Here is an 18,491-nt window from a genome sequence, read left to right as displayed (position 1 = left end):
ATGATGGAAGGCATGCAAGACCACTCCCCCATTCCTACCCCTGATGCTCTGACCGGTGCGGCTCGCACTGCGTCTGTCCGCCAACGTGGCTTTACCCTGATCGAGCTGATGGTTGTGCTGGCCATCATTGGCGTGTTGGCCGCGCTGATCGTGCCCAATGTGCTGGGCCGCGCAGACGACGCCCGCATCACCGCTGCCCGCACCGATGTGGGCAACCTGATGCAAGCGCTCAAGCTCTACAAGCTGGACAACCAGCGCTTTCCGACCACCGAGCAGGGCCTGAATGCGCTGATCCTCAAGCCCACCACCGAACCCGTGCCCGGCAACTGGAAGCCTTATCTGGACAAACTGCCCAGCGACCCCTGGGGCCGTCCTTACCAATACCTGAGCCCCGGCCTGAAGGGCGAGGTGGATGTGCTGTCCTTTGGCGCTGACGGTCGGGCCGGCGGTGAGGGCAACAATGCCGACCTCGGCAGCTGGCAGTAAACGCCCCCCCGCCCTGCCCACGGGCTTCACACTGCTGGAGCTGTTGGTGGTGGTGGCTTTGATCGCCGTGGCCACAGCGGGCGTGAGCTTGTCACTGCGGGACAGCGCCCACAGTGCCCTGCAGCGCGACGCCGAACGGCTGGCCGTTTTGCTCGAGACCGGGCGGGCCCAGGCCCGTGCCAACGGCCTGCCCGTGGTCTGGCGCACCCAAGACAACACCCCCAACGCAGTGCAAAGCTTTGTGTTTGAAGGCCTGCCGCCGCCCGGCTTGCCGCAAAACTGGCTGGCCCCCAGCACCCGCGCCACCCCCGGCAGCGCCATCACTTTGGGGCCAGAGCCCCTGATCGAGCCCCAAGCCGTGGCCTTATCGGCCCCGCAGTCGCCCGGCCAGACCCTGTGGGTGGTGACCGACGGACTCAGGCCCTTCAAGGTGCAAAACACGAGCGAACAGGTGCGGCCATGAAGCAGCGCGGCTTCACCCTGATTGAGGTGCTGGTGGCCTTGGGCATCACGGCGGTGGCACTCATGGCGGGGCTCCAGGCCACAGGCTCGCTCAGCCGCAATGCCGAGCGCCAAACCGTGAGCATGCTCGGCCAAATCTGCGCCGACAACCAATTGATCGCGCTGCGCCTGCGCAGGCAACTGCCTGACACGGGCAACACCAGCGTCGAGTGCACACAAGCGGGGCGCTTGCTGCAGGTCGAGGTGTCGGTGCGACCCACCCCCAACCCGAACTTCAGGCGAGTCGATGCGCGGGTGCTGGACCAAGGCGCTTATGTGCTGCAGGTGTCCACCGTGATGGGGCGCAACTGATGCTGTCTACACGACAAACCGCACGCGGGTTCACCCTGATCGAGGTGCTGGTGGCCATCAGCGTGATGGCCTTGATGAGCCTGATGGCTTGGCGCGGTCTCGACGGCATGCTGCGCAGCCAAAGCAGCCTACAAAACCGCTCGGACGAGATCCGCAGCCTGCAAGCAGGCTTGGCGCAGTGGCAAACCGACCTGGACCAATTGGCCGAGCTGAGCGGCACGCCCAGCTGGGACTGGGATGGCCAGGTGCTGCGCCTGACGCGGCGCACCACCGACGCCCCCTTGCCCAGCAACACCCCAAGCACCTCCCTCGGCACCACCAACGGCCCAAGCAGCCGCGTGCCCGCCAGTGTGCGCGTGGTGGCCTGGACCTGGCGCAGCGACCCGGGCAGGCCCGGCGGCGGCGACTGGCAGCGTTGGCAATCGCCGCCCTTGAGCCAACGCCAAGACTGGCAAAACGCTTGGGCTTTGGCCGCGCAGTGGGGCCAAACCGCCAACGAGAGCACCCGCGCCGGGCAGATCCAGATCCACCCCCTGTCGGGCTGGCAACTGTTTGTGCACCGGGGCGGCAGCTGGACCAACCCTTTGTCGAGTGATGTGGTGAGCGCTGGCACGCCGGGCACCAACAATGGCACCCCCATCAGCGCTGCAAACACAGCGCCCATCGCCACCACACCCGACGGCGTGCGCCTGGTGCTGAGCCTGCCCCCCGGCCCCGCGGGCGCGGGCTCACTCACCCTCGACTGGGTGCGCCCCACCTTGTCAGGCGCGCCGTCATGACGCGCTCCGCACACCCGCAGCGCGGCGCGGCTTTGCTCACGGCCATGCTCACGGTGGCTCTGGTGGCCACACTGGCCAGCGCTGCGCTGTGGCAGCAGTGGCGGCAGGTCGAGATCGAAATCGCCGAACGCGGGCGCAGCCAAACCGCTTGGATGATGACGGGCGCTCTGGACTGGACACGGCTGATTCTGCGTGAAGACGCGATATCAGCACAAGGCGCGGCGGCCGATCACCTGGGCGAGCCCTGGGCTTTGGCGGTGCAGGAATCGAAGCTGTCCACCTTTTTGTCGCAAGACCAGCAGTGGCGCGAGGGCGATGCAGAAGTATTTTTATCGGGCCAGATCACCGACGCGCAATCGCGCATGAACGTGATGAACCTGGTCGAAAACGGCGAGATATCGCCTCAGGCACTGGCCCGTTTTGCCGCCTTGTTCGAGCGGCTGGACCTGCCACTGGCCGAGCTGCAAACCCTGGCGCAGCAGCTGCAAATCAGCCTAAAAGCCAGCCGCACCAACCCAGCCCCCACCAACGCGGGCACTGGCAACCCAGGACCCGCCGCCTTGATGCCACAGCAAACGGCCCAACTGGTCTGGTTAGGCCTGAGCCCAGCCACAGTGGCCGCCTTACAGGCGCACATCAGCGTGCTGCCCGAAGCCACGCCCGTGAACCTGAACACCGCCTCGGCCGAGGTGCTGTCGGCGGTGGTGCCCGGGCTCGACCTGGCTTCTGCCCGGCAAGCCGTGAGCCAGCGCCAGCGCGGGCACTGGGCCAGCCTGAGCGCGGCTCAAGAGGCCTTGGGGTCCAGTGGCCGATTGCTCAACGCCCAACAGCACAGCGTGCAAAGCCGTTACTTCGAGGTACAAGGGCGCATGCGCATCGACAACGTGGTGCAGCAAGAGACCGCGCTGGTGCGGCGCGAAGGTATCCAGACGCGCATGCTCTGGCGCGTGCGCAGCCCCCAGTTGCGTCTGGATGCCCCTCTACAATGAGTCGCACATGCGCACCCTGATCATCCAACTGCCACCCGGCCTGCCCAGCCCCAGCTTGGTCTACGCCCATGCACGGCTCGAGGCCGAGCCTGGCTCGCGCCCGCTCGCGCTGCAATGGGCCGCCGCACCTTTGCTGCCTGCCGCCGATCGCCAAAGCGAAACCGTGGTCCTGGTGCCCGCTGCAGCCTTGTCTTGGCACCGCGTCGAGCTGCCCGCAGGCCTGCACAAACAGGCCCAGCGCGTGCAAGCGGCCTTGCAAGGCCTGCTCGAAGACCGCCTGCTTGACGACCCCGAACACCTGCACCTGGCCTTGCAGGCCGATGGAGCCAAGCACCCCCGCCCTTGGGTGGCTGTGTGTGACCTTGCCTGGCTCAGCGCTCATCTGAATGCCCTCGAACAAGCCGGTCTGCCCGTGCACCGCATCGTGCCCGAATTCGCACCTGGCGAGGCTTCCAGCCCAGTGCAAATCACAGGTCTGGGCGACGCAGACACGGGCTGGTTGTGGGTCAGCCACCCCGAACGCGGTGTCTGGGGCCAGCCCTGGACAGCCCTGCGCCAAGCGGGCTTGGCCGCCCACGAACAGCTGGGGCTGACCGAGTCCGAGCGCGCCACAGCCTCGCTGCAGGCCGAACCCGCGGCCGTGGCCGTGGCTTCAGAACTGCTGGGCTCTGGCGTGCGCCTCATGCCCCCGGCCCAGCACTGGCTGGCCGCCGTGGCCGGTGATTGGGACCTGGCCCAATTTGAGCTGCGTGCCAACGCCCGCAGCCGCCAGCTGAAAAGCTGGCAACGCACCGCCAGCCACCTGCGGCACAGCCCCGCTTGGCGTCCGGCACGCTGGGGCTTGTGGCTCTTTCTGGCCGCCCAATTGGTGGGCATCAATGCTTGGGCCTGGAAAACCCGCGCCGACTGGCAAGCCCAGCAAAACAGCTGGGCACAGATGCTGCGCGAGACCTTTCCTCAAACCAGCTTGGTGGTCGATGCGCCGCTGCAAATGGCCCAGCAGGTCGAGCGCCTGCGCCAAAACTCGGGTCAACTGGGCGCGGGCGACCTCGAAACCATGCTGGCCGCGCTGGGCCAAGCCCTGCCACCTGGGCTGACCGCGCCACGCCAATGGTCTTACCAGACAGGCCAGATGCGCGTGCAAGACTTTCGGCCCGATGCAGCCCAGCAGCAAGCCTTGCAACAAAGCCTGAGCGCCTTGGGCTACACATGGCGAGCCCAAGGCGACGGCTGGCTGATGATCGCCCCAGCGGAGGCCAAGCCATGAGCCTTTACACCTGGACGACACCCCTGCGCCAAAGCTTGAAAGCAGCCTGGGCTGGGCGCAGCCCGCGTGAGCGGGTCTTGCTTGCCATTGGCGTCTGGGTGCTTGGCTTGGCCGCCCTGTGGATGCTGGCCCTGGCTCCGGCGCTGCGCACCTGGCAAGAGGCTCCGGCCCGCCAAGCCCAACTCGACACGCAAAGTCAGCGCATGCGCCAGCTGCAAGCGCAGGCCCAGGGCTTGCAAAAACCCCGCGCCATCGCCCGCACCGATGCGGCTCTGTGGCTGGAAAAAAATCTGACCGAGCTCGGCCCCAACGCACGCATCAGCCTGCAAGGCGAGAGCGCCACCCTGAGTCTGCAAGCCGCCCCGGCCGCTGCCTTGGCCCGCTGGCTGAGCCTGGCGCGTGACAACGCCCAGGCCTTGCCCACACAAGCCCAGCTGCAACAAGTCAGCCCTACCAAAACAGACAGCCCTGAAGTCACCTGGCGCGGCAGCCTGGTACTGCGCCTGCCATGAATGCGATGCACACCATGACAGCGCCTTCCCGCTCCAACACCCAAGCCGCCAGCTCGGCACGCTCGCCTTGGTCAATGGCCCTGCTGGGTGCGCTCTTGGGTTGGGTCTTGGCGCTGGCAGTCTGGGCCCCTGCCCGCTGGCTGGCCTGGGGCGTGGCACAGGCCAGCCAAGGCCAGGTGCAATGGCTCAACCCCCGCGGCACGGTCTGGCAAGGCTCGGCCCAACTGCTGCTGAGCGGCGGCGCGGGCAGCCGCCAACCTCAGGCCCTGCCTGGGCGACTGCACTGGACCTTGTCACCGGCCCTGACCGGCCTGGGCCTGAGCTGGCGGGCAGATTGCTGCATGGCGCAGGCCGCCAGCGTGCAAGTGGCCCTGGGCTGGAACACCCTGCACATGCAGGTCAGCGACCACGGCTCCAACTGGCCCGCCGCGCTGCTCACGGGACTGGGCGCACCTTGGAACACCTTGCAAGCCGAAGGCCAGCTGCAGCTGCGCACCGAGGCGCTGCAACTGCACTGGGCACAAGGCCGCCTGCAAATGCAGGGGCTGCTGGCGCTGAACCTGCAAGAGATGTCCTCGCGCCTGAGCCCCGTCAAGCCCATGGGCAGCTACCGCGTTGCTCTGACCGGCACCCCCGAAGGCACCCCCACACCGGGCTTGGAACTGAGCACACTGCAAGGCCCCCTGCTGCTGTCGGGTCAAGGCCAATGGGTGGGCCAGCGCCTGCGCTTTACCGGAGAGGCCCGTGCCGCCGAGGGCCATGAGGCCGCGTTCGATAATTTACTCAACATTCTGGGCCGCCGCCAAGGTGCGCGCAGCCTGCTGTCTTTGGGATGAACCCACCTCATCCTCAGCCCCCCATGCACCCACCGATTCAAGACCACCACACCATGAACGACTTTGCTCACATGCGCCCCTTGAACCGTGCCCACTGGCCCCACAGCGCTTTGGCTGTGGCCTGCCTGGCGGCCATGGGCTGCTTCAGCCCCGGGGTCCATGCCCAAAGCGCAGACAAAGCCGCGGCCAACCCAGCGGCCAATCCAATCGCCAACCCGCCCGCCCTCAAGGCATCGCGCCGCGAACCCGTCACGCTCAACTTTGTGAACGCCGAGATCGAGGCCGTGGCCCGCACCCTGGCCACCCTGTCGGGCGCCAACGTGGTGGTGGACCCGCGCGTCAAAGGCACCATGTCGCTGTCGAGCAATGTGCCCGTGCCCCCAGCCCAAGCCCTGCGCTTGTTTGCCGCGCAACTGCGCACCCAAGGCTTTGCACTGGTGGAATCGGCCGGGCTCTACACCGTGGTGCCCGAGGCCGAGGCCAAGCTGCAAAGCAGCGCCGTGTCGGCTGGGGCCGTGCCCGGCGGGACCGGACAAATCGTCACACAAATCTTCAAACTCAACCACGAAAACGTGAACAACCTGGTGCCGGTGCTGCGCCCCCTGATCAGCCCCAACAACACCATCAACGTCAACCCCGGCACCAACGCGCTGGTCATCACCGACTACAGCGACAACCTGCAGCGACTGGGCCGCATTATTGCGGCGCTCGACGTGTCCAACGCCACGGGCGTGGAGGTGCTGCGCCTGCGCCACGCCATCGCGGGCGACCTGGCCCCCATGGTGATGCGCCTGATCGAGTCGGGCGCAGCGGCTGCCCCAGCTGCGCAAGGCCAAACCGACAACGCGTTCAAGACCACCGTCATCCCCGAGGTGCGCACCAACGCGCTCATCGTGCGGGCCGCCAACCCAGCGCGGCTGGCCCTGGTGCGCAGCTTGGTGGACCAGCTTGACCAGCCCAGCGCCACTGGCGCAGGCGCGGCCAGCGGCAACATCCATGTGGTGTACCTGAAAAACGCCGATGCCACCAAACTGGCCACCACCTTGCGCGCCGCCATCGCGGGCGAGTCACGCAGCGGCGCGGTCAGCACCAGCGCAACACCCGGCAGCCCGGCTGCTGCAGGTGCTTCCACAGCCAGCCTCAGCGCCTCGGCCCAGCCGTCTACCGGTGGTCAGATCCAGGCCGACCCGGCCACCAACGCCCTCATCATCACCGCGCCCGAGCCTCAATACCGCCAGCTGCGCAGCGTGATCGACATGCTCGACCAGCGCCGCGCGCAGGTGTTTGTCGAGAGCCTGATCGCCGAAGTCAACGCCGACAAGGCCGCCGAGTTTGGCGTGCAGTGGATGAGCGGCACCGGCAACAACGGCAGCGCCGTGGGTGTGCTGGGCACCAACTTCAATGTGGGCGGCACCAACGTGTTCAACCTGGCCGCGGGCGTGGCCGCAGGCAATCCTGTGCTCTCCACAGGCTTCAACCTGGCGCTGGGCCAACGGCGCAACGGCGTGCTGGCCCTGGGTGCACTGGCGCGTTTCTTACAAGCCGACGGCGACTCCAACGTGCTCTCCACGCCCAACTTGCTCACCTTGGACAACGAAGAGGCCAAAATCGTGATTGGTCAAAACGTGCCCTTTGTCACGGGCCAGTACACCGCCAACAACAGCAACAGCGGCGCGGTCAACCCCTTCCAAACCATTGAGCGCAAGGACGTGGGCCTGACACTGCGCGTCAAACCCCAGATCAGCGAAAACGGCACCGTCAAAATGCAGATCTTCCAAGAGGTCAGCAGCATCGACACACGCAGCTCCTCGTCATCGGGCTTGATCACCAACAAGCGCTCCATCGAATCGAGTGTGCTGGTGGACGACGGCGCCATCGTGGTGCTGGGTGGCTTGCTGCAAGATGACACCAGCAACAGCCAGGAAAAAGTGCCAGGCCTGAGTAACGTCCCCTTCTTTGGCAACCTGTTCAAGTCCGAAGCCCGCAGCCGCAAAAAGACCAACCTGATGGTCTTCCTGCGCCCGGTGGTGGTGCGCGATGGCGCAGCAGCCGAAGCCCTGTCGATGGGCCGGTATGAACAAATGCGCTTGCAGCAACAAGGCTTTCAGCCACTGCCCAGTGGGCCGCTGCCCGTGGCGGGCTCGGCCGTGTTGCCACCTGTTGATCCGGCCGCCCCTCCTGCGCCCGGCGCTGCCTCGCCCGTGGCCCCCGCCACCCGCCAGCCCTGATCCGCCATGCGCCACCCTTTGCCCTACGCCTTTGCACGCACCAGCCGCCTGCTGCTGGAAGACGATGGCCAACGCCTGTGTCTGCTTTGGAGCGACGGCAGCGATCGCCAGGCGATGTCCGAGGTGACCCGCAAATACGCTGCCCCTGGGCACGCCCATGCTTTTCAGATGCGGCACTGCAGCGCCACCGATCTGGCCCAACGCCTCCACGAGGCCTACTCGGGTGGCCAGGCCCATGGCGCGTCCACTGCGGCGGCCGTGGTCAACGAGGTCGAGTCCGAAGCCGACCTCTCGCGCATGATGCAGGAGCTGCCCGCCGTGGAAGACCTGCTCGAAGCCAGCGACGACGCGCCCATCATCCGCATGCTCAACGCCTTGCTCACCCAGGCCACACGCGATGGAGCCAGTGACATCCACATCGAGCCTTACGAACGCCACTCCAGCGTGCGCTTCCGCATAGACGGCACCCTGCGCGAGGTTGTACAACCGAACAGGGCGCTGCACGCTGCACTGATTTCGCGCCTGAAAATCATGGCCGAACTCGACATCGCCGAAAAACGACTCCCCCAAGACGGCCGCATCAGCCTGCGTTTGGGCGCACGCGCCGTCGATGTGCGCGTCTCCACCTTGCCCAGTGCACACGGCGAACGCGCCGTGTTGCGCTTGCTCGACAAAAGCGAAGCCCGCCTGACCCTGGAGGCGGTGGGCATGCAAGGCCAAGTGCTGCAACAGGTGGACCAACTGGTCCACCAACCCCACGGCATTTTGTTGGTCACCGGCCCCACCGGCTCGGGCAAAACCACCAGCCTGTACGCCGCGCTGCAGCGCCTGGACGCCACGCGCCACAACATCATGACGGTGGAAGACCCCATCGAATACGAGCTGCCCGGCGTGGGCCAGACGCAGGTGAATGCCAAGATCGACCTCACGTTTGCCAAAGCCTTGCGGGCCATCCTGCGGCAAGACCCGGACGTGATCATGATCGGCGAGATCCGCGACTTTGAGACCGCGCAGATCGCGATCCAGGCTTCGCTCACCGGCCACCTGGTGCTGGCCACGCTGCACACCAACGACGCGGCCAGTGCCGTCAACCGCCTGATCGACATGGGTGTGGAGCCGTTTTTGCTCAGCTCCTCGCTCCTGGGCGTGCTGGCCCAGCGCCTGGTGCGCAAACGCTGCACTGCTTGCCACGGCGCGGGTTGTGAGGTCTGTGGTCAAACCGGTTACGCCGGGCGCACCGGCATTTTTGAGCTGCTGGTGGCCACCGACGAGATCCGTGCCCAGATCCACCACCGCGCGGCCGAAGCCGAGCTGCGCACCACGGCCTTGGCCCAAGGCATGGTGCTGATGCGTGACGACGGCCAGCGTTTGGTCGATGCGGGCATCACCAGCGCCGAAGAGCTGCTGCGCGTGACCCGGGACTGAAGCCGTATGCTGCCCGCACCCGCACCTGAAATACCCCCTCTTGACACAGCTGCAGTGGCCGTGGTGTCGGGCGTGCCCGCTGCCCAAGATGACCCCACACACCGCTGGCGCTACACCGTGGGCCTGAAGCTCAAGACCCAGGACCTGGGAGACGCCAGCACCAGCTTGGTACTGCGCCCGGTGCTGGGTGTGCGCTATGGGCGGTGGCGCTTGGGCCATGCCACGGGCGACGAATGGCTGGCCTTCAGTGGTTACCGCAAAGAGGCCAACCTGGCCTACCAGCTGCGTGATGACGAACGCCTGAAAGTCGACCTGTCTTTGCGCGTCCAGAACTTGCAAGACAACAGCAGCTTTGATGGTTTTTCTTCGGGCAAAAACACCTTGCGTGCCCGTGTGGGCGTGAACTACCAACTCAACAAACGCTGGTCGGTGGGCACCGATGTGACCCAAGACCTGATGGGCCGGGGCGACGGCACCACCTTGTCGGTGGGTGCGTCGTATGGCCTGCCGCTGAGTGAGCGCAGCACCCTCAGCTTGAGCGCTGGCGTGAACTGGGCCACCGCCGACCATTGGGCCACCCAGCTGCGCCTGTTGCCCCCTCCACCCGGGGGCTGGCATGCGGGCTTGGGCTCGGTGGGGCTGGGCCTGAGTTACCGCTATGCCTTGACCCCGCAATGGGCCTGGTTTGGCACCGTGGGCAGCTCGCGCCATTTGGGCCAGGTCGACACCGTCAGCCCCAGCACCTTGAGCTGGAGCGGCCAGATCGGCGTCCTTTACTTCAGCCGCTGATACACCCATGCCTGCCTACCGTTTTGAAGCCCTGCAAACCGACGGTGCCCTGCGCAAAGGCACACTCGAAGCCGACAGCCTGAAAGCCGCACGCACCCAATTGCGCACGCAGCAGCTCGTGCCGCTGCTGGTGGAAGCCATTGCCTCGGGTTCGGCCAGCGCAGCGGCCCGCTCCCTGCCCTGGTGGCAGCGCCCCATCGGCGGCGGGCGCGCTTTCAGCGGCAGCGAACGCGCCGTGTGGACACGCCAGCTGGCGGGCCTGGTGGGCAGTGGCCTGCCGGTCGAACGCGCCTTGGCCGCCCTGAGCGAAGAGGCCGACGACGACAAACAGCGCCACCTGCTGGCCGCCATCCGCGCCGACATCAACTCGGGCAGCACACTGGGTCGGGCGCTGGCGCAATTTCCACAGGAGTTTCCCGCCATCGACCGCGCCGTGATCGCAGCGGGCGAGCAAAGCGGCCACTTGTCAGACGTGCTCAACCAACTGGCCAATGACCTGGAAGACCATCAGGTCTTGCGGGCCAAGCTGCTGTCGGCCTCGCTGTACCCGGCCATCGTGAGCTTGGTGGCGCTGGCGATTGTGATTTTTCTGGTCACCTCGGTGGTGCCTCAAGTGGCCGGGGTGTTTGCGGGCACCCAACGGCAACTGCCGGGACTCACGGTGGCCATGCTGGCCATCAGCGACTTTGTGCGCCACTGGGGCTGGTTCATGGTGCTGCTGCTCGCGGGGGGCGTGATGGCTTTTCGGGTCGCCATGCGCCAAGCGGCGCTGCGTCTGCGTTTTGACGCGGCCTGGCTACACCTGCCCCTGATCGGTCGCTTGGCGCGGGGCTACAACAGCGCCCGCTTCGCCTCCACACTGGCCATGCTCACGGCTGCGGGTGTGCCCATCCTCAAAGCCCTGCAAGCGGCGGCAGACACCTTGTCCAACCAGGCCCTGCGGGCCGACGCCCTGGAAGCCCTGGTGCGCGTGCGCGAAGGCGCACCGCTGGGCACGGCGCTGGCGCAAAACGCCCGCTTTCCGGGTCTGCTGTCCATGTTTGCGCGGCTGGGCGAACAGACCGGCCAACTGCCGGTCATGCTGCAGCGGGCCGCCACCCAACTGTCGGGCGAAGTGCAGCGCCGCGCCATGGCTTTGGCCACGGTGCTGGAGCCCCTGCTGATCGTGGCCATGGGCGGCATGGTGATGCTGATCGTACTGGCCGTGCTGATGCCCATCATGCAACTGAACCAGTGGGTCAAATGAGTCATCAACCCATGCCCCCCACATTCCCCCAAGGAGCCCTCGATGCCCGCATCCCTTGAAGGCCAGTTGGTGGTGGCGATCTCGTCACGCGCCCTGTTCGACTTTGAAGAAGAAAACCAGGTGTTTGAGCAAGGCGATGACCGGGCCTACATGAAGCTGCAACTCGATCGCCTGGAAGCGCCCGCCAAACCCGGCGTGGCCTTTTCTTTGGTGCGCAAACTGCTGGCTTTCAACAACGCCGACGCGCAGCGCGTGGAGGTGGTGATCCTCTCGCGCAATGACCCGGTCTCGGGCATGCGGGTGTTTCGCTCGGCGCAGCATTACGGCCTGCCCATCCAGCGCGGCAGCTTCACACGCGGGCAGCCGCCGTGGCGCTACCTGCGGCCACTCAACGCCAACCTGTTTTTGTCGACCCATTTGTCGGACGTTCGTGCCGCGCTCGATGCCGGTGTGCCCGCTGCGCAGGTCTACCCGCATTCGGCGCTGGCCTCCGAGGCGCACCCGCACGAGGTGCGCATCGCGTTTGACGGTGACGCTGTGTTGTTCTCTGACGAAGCCGAGCGGGTGTTCCAGGCCGAGGGCCTGTCGGCTTTCCAAAAGCACGAGCGCGACAAGGCCGGGCAACCCTTGCTGGCCGGACCTTTCAAGCCTGTGCTGCAAGCATTGCACCAACTGCAGCAAGCGGGCACGCCCGCCATGCGCATCCGTACCGCACTGGTCACGGCCCGCAGTGCACCCGCGCACGAACGCGCCATCCGCACCCTGATGGACTGGAACATCGAGGTGGACGAAGCGATGTTTTTGGGCGGCTTGCCCAAGGGCGAATTTCTGCGGGAGTTCGAGCCGGACTTTTTCTTTGACGACCAGACGGGCCACATCGAGTCGGCGGCGCGGCATGTGCCCTCAGGGCATGTGGCCTCGGGCGTGTCCAACCCGGATTGATCAGCGCTTTTTTTCTTGGTAAGGCGTGACCGCCTTGGCGTCAATGCGGTAACTGGCCACACCCATGTGCGAGTCGGTTTTGGTGGCACTCAATGGCCCGTTCACCCAAACCACATCCATGAGGCGCAGGTTTTTGGCGGGCTTGTCCAAGAGCACATGCACGATCTGGTTGGCCGGAGGCGGCGGCGAATGCACACACGCGCCAAAGTAAGGCACCAGCAAAAATTCTTTGATGCCCGCGGCCAAGTCTTCCAGCGGCACCACATAGCCCGGCAGGCGCACGCTCTGGCCCAGGATCAGCGGATTGATGGGGGCGTTGTCCCACATCTTGCGCATTTTTTTCAGCGCCTCTTCGGCCTTGGGGTCGTTGTCCTTGAGCGTGTCCAGGTTCAGTGCCTTGAGGTCTTTGTAGGGGTCCCAACCCGCTGGAATCAGCTGCTCCCAGCCAATGGTGCGTGTCTGGCCGGGCACGCTGGCACCGGGCGGCGGGGCATCGGCCGACAAGGCGGGCTGGACCTGGGGCACGGTCTCGCGCACAGTTTCGCGCACACTTTGCGCCTGCGCAGCCGAGGCCCCCAGCACCGCCATCAGCAGGCCCGTATGCCAAGCCCTTGTGAATTGTTTCATCCCTGAACTCCCATTCTCATTTTTTTGAACCTCTTGACCCGGCACGATGCAGCTGAATCATCCCTCAAATTTTGGTCATCCCGGGCGAAGACCCGGGATCCAGTGTGCACCAAAGCCCTTTGCAAATAACCCAACATGCACTGGATCCCGGCTCAAGGCCGGGATGACATAAAACAAGGCCGAGGTGACTGAAACATTGGTGCTATGAAAAAAGTCTGGGATGACAAAGTCACGTATCAGCGCGAACACCTGCAAACGTCAAAAGACCGTCTCCGTATTTTGCAGCAGGCACTTGGTCTGCCGGCCCACACCTCACACACGCGGCGACAAACCATCGGCCAAAGACAAGCGGTAAGCCCGCCAAGCCGGACCCAAACTGGCCAACAATCCGGCCAACAACACGGCCCCAGCCAGCGCCAGCTGCGTGGGCAAAGGTGCGGCCAGTTGCAAGCGGATACCCAGCGACTGCTGCAACCACGGCGTGGCCAGCGCCATGCCCGCGTGGGCCAGCAGCACGCCCAACACCACCCCGGCGCAAGTGACCCAGACCCCTTCGAGCGTGAGCAGGCCCAGCACATGGCGCGGCGCGGCGCCCACCGCACGCAGCACGGCCAGTTCGCGGCGGCGCTCGTTCAGGCCCGCCAGCACCACCGCCACGAGCGAGACCACGCTCACCAAAGCCACCAGGGCCGAGACAGCCAACAAAGCGTTTTCGCCCAGCCCCAGCACCGACCACAGCTCACCCAGCGCCACACCGGGCATCACGCCCATCAGGGCTTCGTCTTCGTAGAAATTCACAAAGCGCTGCACATTAAAAACCGCCGCCCGGCTTTTCAGGCCCACCAAGGCGGCCGTGACTTCTTCGGGCTCCAGGTTGAATTTGCGCGCCTGATCGGCCGGGATCTGCCCGCCCGGCATGGGCGTGCCCGCGACCCAATCGAGGTGGATGGCCTCGAGCGCCTTGAGGCTCACTTGTACCGAACGGTCCACCGGGGTGCCCGTGGGGGCCAGAATGCCGACCACCTTGAAGGGCTTGTCGGCGTGTTCGTCCTCTTTGTTCTCCTCATCTCCGTGGTCATGACCATGGTCGTGCATGCCGTGACCCAGCGTGATGCTTTGGCCCAGGCCATAGCCCATCTTGCGTGCCACTTCGGCCCCGATCACCGCCTCGTACAAACCATCCAGCGTGTCGGAAAACGCCGCGCCCTGCTGCAAGACCAGCGGCTGTTTGTCGCCATAGGCAAAGTGCTGGAAAAATGCGGGTGTGGTGCCCAGCACCGGAAAGCCGCGGTGTGAATCTCCCAGGCTCAAAGGCACAACCCAAGACACCGAGCGGTGCTGGGACAGCTTGTGCACGCTGTCCATGCTCATGCTTTGCGGCACGCTGCCAATGTGGAACACCGAAAACAGCATCAGCTGCACCGGGCTGCTGCGGGCACCCACAATCAAATCGACCCCGCTGACCGATTGCGAAAAACTGTGGCGGATGTCGTGGCGCAAACGCTCCAGCGTCCACAACAAGGCGGTGGCCAGCGCCAGCGACACCACCACCCACACCAAGGTGCTGCGCCGGTTCCAGGCGCTGCTGCGGGCCATGCTCAGCAGGCTGTTCATGCGCTCACCTCCGCTTGCTGCAAGGCGGGCAAGGACCATTGCACATCAAAGCGCACGGCCTGCTGCTCGTCGTGGCTCACACACACCAAAGTGCTGCCCGCGTCGCGTGCAGACTGCAGCAACAAGTCCATAAAGTCCTGGCGCAAAGCGGCGTCGAGCGCCGAAGTGGGCTCGTCGGCCAGGATCAATTCGGGCTGGCCCATGAGGGCGCGGGCCGCCGCCACGCGCTGCTGCTGGCCCACCGACAAGGCGTCGGCGCGGCGGCTCCACATTACTTCTGGCAAGCCCATGCGCTGCAGCCAGCTTTGGGCCGTGGCCACGGGACCACCCGCGGCTTGGCAGCGCTCACGGCGCAGCTTGGAAAAGCGGCAGGGCAAGGTCACATTGTCCAGCACACTCAGGTAGGGCAGCAAATTGAACTGCTGGAACATCACGCCCACATGGTCGGCCCGAAAGGTGTCACGCTGACCGGGCTTCAAAGCGGCCCAGTCTTGCCCCAGCAAGGACACACGGCCCTGACGGGGCGACAACACACCCGACAACAATCCCAGCAAAGTGCTTTTGCCGCAACCGCTGGGGCCGTGCAAAAAAACAGTCTGGCCACGGTCCACCTGCAAGCGGCCCAGCACCAGTGTGTCAGGCCCGCCCCGGGTCCAGGCAAAGCGCAATGGCTCGATGTCGATCACACTCATCCCCCTTTTGTGCAGGGCAATATACCCCGTCAATCGGACACAACGGGCTTTCTCCGGCTTTCCCTGCGGGCAATCCAGACGGTGGCGCCCAAGATGACCAGCGCACCGGCCCAAGTCCATTGGCTGGGCACATCACCAAAAACCAGCCAGCCCAGCAAAGAAGCCCAAACCAGGTCCAGAAAACGCAGCGACTGGGTGGCCGAAATGTCGGCCAGCGCAAACGCCCGCGTAAGGCAATAGTGGGCCAGTGTGCCCAGCACGCCCGTGGCGGCAAAACCCAGCCACTGCATCAAGGTGGGGGCTTGCCAGTTGGGCAGCGCCATGGGCAGGCTCAAGACCGTGACCGTCAGCGCTTGCCACAACACAATCACACCCGCTTTTTCGTAGCGGGTCAGGGCTTTGGTGATGAGAAAAGACGCCGCAAAAACAGGCGACGAGGCCAGCATGACGAGGTTGAACCAACCGCCCTCTCCGGACATCTTGGGCAGGACCACCACCAGCACGCCCGCAAAGCCGATGATGGCGGCGATCCAGCGGTCTTTGCGCATGGGCTCACCCAAAAACCAGGCCGCGCCCAGCATGATGAAGATCGGCCCGGTAAAGCCAATGGCCGTCATATCGGCCAAGGGGATTTTGGGCAAGGCCGTGAACCACAACACCAGACCCAAGGTGTGCACACCGCCACGCCAGAACTGGCCCGCCATGTTCACCGGCATGTAAGCCCGCCAGCCCTCACGCCAGACCCAAGGCAAGATGACCAACAAACCAAACAGATAACGCAAGAACTGCGATTGGTAGACGTCCAGGTGCAGTGTCAACTCGCGGGCGATGGTGTTAAGAAAAGAAAACAGCAGCCCGCCTAGCACCATCCAGACCATGCCCCGCACGGCCACGGGCCAAGCGGCAAAGGCCCGCCTGCCGCGGTGGTGCGTGAGCGACCACTGGCGCAAGGGGGACCAAGACTTGCGCGGTCTCATGCCGCTGCTCTGTTGTAGGTGTGAATCACCCCTTCATCTTAGGGGCAATGCCCATCCAAGCCGGTCGCTTGCGTTACCCCCACCGACTTCTGAGCCGGATCAGTTGGTCGGAAGAGGCGGCAATGACTTGCTGGCTGGGTTGGGGGCGGGTGCCGCCGCAGCTGGGGGTGCTGCCACTGGCGGTGGCAAAGGTGGAGCTTTCGCCGCCGCTGGAGCAGCTGGTGCCGTTGGCGTGACTGCTGCCGTTGGTGCCGTTGGTGCAGCTGGCGTGGCTGGTGCAGCTGGCGTGGCTGGTGCAGCTGGCGTGGCTGGTGCAGTTGGTATTGCAGGGGTGGCAGGTTTGGCCGCCTCCTGTGTCTTGGCTTCGGGGGTCGGGACACCCTTGATCTTGTCGATCTGCCGGAAGACCCAGTTTTTCTCTTGCGCGGCTTGGGCTTTTTCTTCGGCAATTTGCGCCTTCAAGGCGGCAATCTTCTCTTGCAAGGCACGCTCTTCGGCCGCCTTGGCCTCTTGGGCTTGACGCTCGGCCTTCACCCGCGCGTCTTTGATGGCCTGCAGTACGGCCGCCTCTTCGGCAGCTTCACGGGCCACACGGTCTTTTTCTTGCTGGATGCGCGAAGCCCTGACCGACGCGATCTCACGCACCCCGGTGCTCCAAGGCAAGTTTTGCAATTGCCGCTGAACGGCGGCTTCGCGCGAAATCGTCTGCACCTTGCCGTCGACACGGGCCGTGAAGAACCCTTCGCAGCGGGTTTTGAGGCCCGCCACGGTGCAAGCGTGGCCTTGTGGATTTTGTGTGCCCCAGGCTTTGGGCTGGGCCAAAAACGCATCGCATCGGGCAAAGGCCCGCTCAATTTTGGCGTCCTCGCCACTGGGCTGCGGGTCGGTGAAGTCGAACCACTCGGGCCGCACCTGCTCCAACGCAAAGGCGGTGCGCACGCAGTCGGCCTTGGCCACAGGCAATTGGGCTTGCATGCCCGCCCACATGGCCCGGGTCAGGGCGTTGTTGCTGACGACCTTGAAGCGGGCCTCGCCCTGGGTGGGGCAGCCATTGACCACTTGGTCGTTGATGCGCCGTGCTTGTCCTTGCCAACGGACCGTGACGAACTCTTCATCCTGCGGCGTGATGGCCACAGCCGTGTCAAAAAATGGGGCTTGCACCACGCGCTCGACATCGGCCTGGCCGGGCACGCTGATGCGGACATTGCAGCGGGTTTCGCCATTGAGCACCCGGACAGCGACGGGCACGGTTTGGGTTTGTCCGGCCTGCAGCACGTACTGACCCGCCCACACCCAAGGCGCAGCACACAGCCACAGCAACCCAGCCCACCCCACACGTGTTCTCATGACTCACCCGTCTACAGAAAAAACAGTCCACTTAACGTATCGGCATCAAACCGCCCAACTTGATGGTGCCGCGCCTTCCACTGAACTTGGGCACAAGCCGGCAGCAGGTGCGTCAGCCCCTCAGCGACCGCTAAAGACCGGCGTGCGGCGCTGGGCAAAAGCCGCCCGGCCCTCGGCAAAGTCAGCACTTTGGCTGGTGCGTTGCTCGCGCTCGCGCATGCGGCTCACGTCACCGTGTCCGGTCTCGATTTCCCGAATCGATTGTTTGGTCTCCTGCACAGCCAGGGGCGCCAGCGCCAAGATGTCGCGCACCAAGGCCTCTTGGGTTGAAGCCCAGTCCTCGGGGCCGACCAGCGCCTCGAACAAGCCCAGGGCCTCGAGTTGCCGATCGGTGAAAGGCCGGGCCGTCAAAAACGCCCGCTTGGTGGCCGCCAGACCGAAACGGCTGACATAGCGCTGCAAGCCGCTGGGGTAGTAATGCAAACCCAGCGCCGTGGCCGGCATGCGCCACTCGATCCCCAACAAGCCGATGCGCAGGTCGCACGCCAGCACCACATCGGTGGCCCCGCCGTAAACACTGCCGTTGAGGGCGCAAATGCTGACCGGGCGCAAAGCCGCCAGCGCATCCGGAATTTCCTCAAAAAAGGTCGCTCCGTGCCCGGGCTCGTCAAAGCCGCCAATGTCGTAGCCAGCGCAAAACACCGGCCTGGGCTGACCGGCCGTGTTGGCCGTCAGCACCAGCACCCGCACGGCCGCATCCCGGTTCACGGTGTCAAAGTGCACCAGCAAGGCCTTGAGGTCGGCGTTTTCCAGGCGGTTGCGCTGGGCTGGACGGTTCAAGGTGATCGTAGCCACACCGCCTTCGATGTGAAGCGTGGGGGTGGATGCAGGCGCTGCGGCAGGTGACATGAGAGCAATCCAA

19 protein-coding genes are annotated in these 18,491 nt (G+C 65.2%); 13 read left to right on the top strand and 6 right to left on the bottom strand.

Features of this window, described 5'->3' with window-relative positions:
• Nucleotides 1-108: 108 nt before the first annotated feature.
• Genes gspG through L63ED372_RS01250 form a run of 13 tightly spaced genes read left to right on the top strand, consistent with a single transcriptional unit; the run spans nt 109 to nt 12,312 of the window.
• Nucleotides 109-486, top strand: a complete 378-nt coding sequence (gene gspG, locus L63ED372_RS01310) for a type II secretion system major pseudopilin GspG (protein ID WP_231624592.1) — start codon at nt 109-111, stop codon at nt 484-486.
• The gene (locus L63ED372_RS01305; protein WP_062402220.1) at nt 461-949 is read left to right on the top strand and encodes a prepilin-type N-terminal cleavage/methylation domain-containing protein; all 489 of its coding nucleotides are present in this window, start codon (nt 461-463) and stop codon (nt 947-949) included. Before gspG ends, L63ED372_RS01305 begins: the two co-directional genes overlap by 26 nt.
• Entirely contained in the window at nt 946-1,299 is a 354-nt protein-coding gene (gene gspI, locus L63ED372_RS01300; protein ID WP_062402216.1) for a type II secretion system minor pseudopilin GspI, read from the top strand. The genes L63ED372_RS01305 and gspI overlap by 4 nt, the downstream gene beginning before the upstream one ends.
• The gene (locus L63ED372_RS01295; RefSeq protein ID WP_062402213.1) at nt 1,299-2,078 is read left to right on the top strand and encodes a PulJ/GspJ family protein; all 780 of its coding nucleotides are present in this window, start codon (nt 1,299-1,301) and stop codon (nt 2,076-2,078) included. The genes gspI and L63ED372_RS01295 overlap by 1 nt, the downstream gene beginning before the upstream one ends.
• Nucleotides 2,075-3,067 (top strand): type II secretion system minor pseudopilin GspK, encoded by a 993-nt coding sequence (gene gspK, locus L63ED372_RS01290; RefSeq protein WP_062402210.1) that lies wholly within the window; start codon nt 2,075-2,077, stop codon nt 3,065-3,067. Before L63ED372_RS01295 ends, gspK begins: the two co-directional genes overlap by 4 nt.
• A 7-nt stretch (nt 3,068-3,074) precedes the next feature.
• Nucleotides 3,075-4,334, top strand: coding sequence for a type II secretion system protein GspL (gene gspL, locus L63ED372_RS01285; RefSeq protein ID WP_197275298.1), 1,260 nt, complete (start codon nt 3,075-3,077; stop codon nt 4,332-4,334).
• A complete protein-coding gene (gene gspM / locus L63ED372_RS01280) occupies nt 4,331-4,846 on the top strand; it encodes a type II secretion system protein GspM (protein ID WP_062402204.1) in 516 nt (171 codons plus the stop codon). Before gspL ends, gspM begins: the two co-directional genes overlap by 4 nt.
• Nucleotides 4,847-4,860: 14 nt before the next feature.
• On the top strand, nt 4,861-5,682 hold the full coding sequence (gene gspN / locus L63ED372_RS01275; RefSeq protein WP_062407491.1) for a type II secretion system protein N: 822 nt from the start codon (nt 4,861-4,863) through the stop codon (nt 5,680-5,682).
• A gap of 53 nt (nt 5,683-5,735) precedes the next feature.
• Nucleotides 5,736-7,910: a type II secretion system secretin GspD gene (gene gspD, locus L63ED372_RS01270; RefSeq protein ID WP_231624523.1), complete on the top strand. Its 2,175-nt coding sequence runs from the start codon at nt 5,736-5,738 to the stop codon at nt 7,908-7,910.
• A gap of 6 nt (nt 7,911-7,916) precedes the next feature.
• A complete protein-coding gene (locus L63ED372_RS01265) occupies nt 7,917-9,335 on the top strand; it encodes a GspE/PulE family protein (protein ID WP_062402201.1) in 1,419 nt (472 codons plus the stop codon).
• Between the two features lie 6 nt (nt 9,336-9,341).
• Complete coding sequence (locus L63ED372_RS01260; protein ID WP_082431550.1) at nt 9,342-10,124, top strand: MipA/OmpV family protein; 783 nt, start codon at nt 9,342-9,344, stop codon at nt 10,122-10,124.
• 7 nt (nt 10,125-10,131) lie between these two features.
• Nucleotides 10,132-11,370 carry a type II secretion system inner membrane protein GspF gene (gene gspF / locus L63ED372_RS01255; RefSeq protein ID WP_062402195.1) on the top strand — a complete coding sequence of 413 codons (1,239 nt, stop codon included), beginning with the start codon at nt 10,132-10,134 and terminating at the stop codon, nt 11,368-11,370.
• A 42-nt stretch (nt 11,371-11,412) separates the two neighbouring features.
• A complete protein-coding gene (locus L63ED372_RS01250; RefSeq protein WP_062402191.1) occupies nt 11,413-12,312 on the top strand; it encodes a 5'-nucleotidase in 900 nt (299 codons plus the stop codon).
• Here the strand turns inward: L63ED372_RS01250 and L63ED372_RS01245 are convergent, their stop codons facing one another.
• From L63ED372_RS01245 to L63ED372_RS01220, 6 genes are all read right to left on the bottom strand, one after another.
• Nucleotides 12,313-12,939, bottom strand: a complete 627-nt coding sequence (locus L63ED372_RS01245) for a DUF3299 domain-containing protein (RefSeq protein WP_062402188.1) — start codon at nt 12,937-12,939, stop codon at nt 12,313-12,315.
• A 312-nt stretch (nt 12,940-13,251) separates the two neighbouring features.
• Entirely contained in the window at nt 13,252-14,553 is a 1,302-nt protein-coding gene (locus L63ED372_RS01240) for an ABC transporter permease (protein WP_062402185.1), read from the bottom strand.
• Nucleotides 14,550-15,245 carry an ABC transporter ATP-binding protein gene (locus L63ED372_RS01235; protein WP_062402183.1) on the bottom strand — a complete coding sequence of 232 codons (696 nt, stop codon included), beginning with the start codon at nt 15,243-15,245 and terminating at the stop codon, nt 14,550-14,552. The genes L63ED372_RS01240 and L63ED372_RS01235 overlap by 4 nt, the downstream gene beginning before the upstream one ends.
• Before the next feature lie 29 nt (nt 15,246-15,274).
• Complete coding sequence (locus L63ED372_RS01230) at nt 15,275-16,222, bottom strand: DMT family transporter (protein ID WP_062402181.1); 948 nt, start codon at nt 16,220-16,222, stop codon at nt 15,275-15,277.
• A gap of 99 nt (nt 16,223-16,321) precedes the next feature.
• Nucleotides 16,322-17,569, bottom strand: a complete 1,248-nt coding sequence (locus tag L63ED372_RS01225) for a hypothetical protein (RefSeq protein ID WP_062402179.1) — start codon at nt 17,567-17,569, stop codon at nt 16,322-16,324.
• Between the two features lie 120 nt (nt 17,570-17,689).
• Nucleotides 17,690-18,478: an enoyl-CoA hydratase/isomerase family protein gene (locus tag L63ED372_RS01220; RefSeq protein WP_062402176.1), complete on the bottom strand. Its 789-nt coding sequence runs from the start codon at nt 18,476-18,478 to the stop codon at nt 17,690-17,692.
• Between the last annotated feature and the right edge of the window lie 13 nt (nt 18,479-18,491).

The sequence above is a fragment of the Limnohabitans sp. 63ED37-2 genome (assembly GCF_001412535.1).
In the GTDB taxonomy this organism is placed as follows: domain Bacteria; phylum Pseudomonadota; class Gammaproteobacteria; order Burkholderiales; family Burkholderiaceae_C; genus Limnohabitans_A.
The sequence above is the reverse complement of the archived record's forward strand: the minus strand, read 5'-3'. Positions and strand labels throughout refer to the sequence as shown.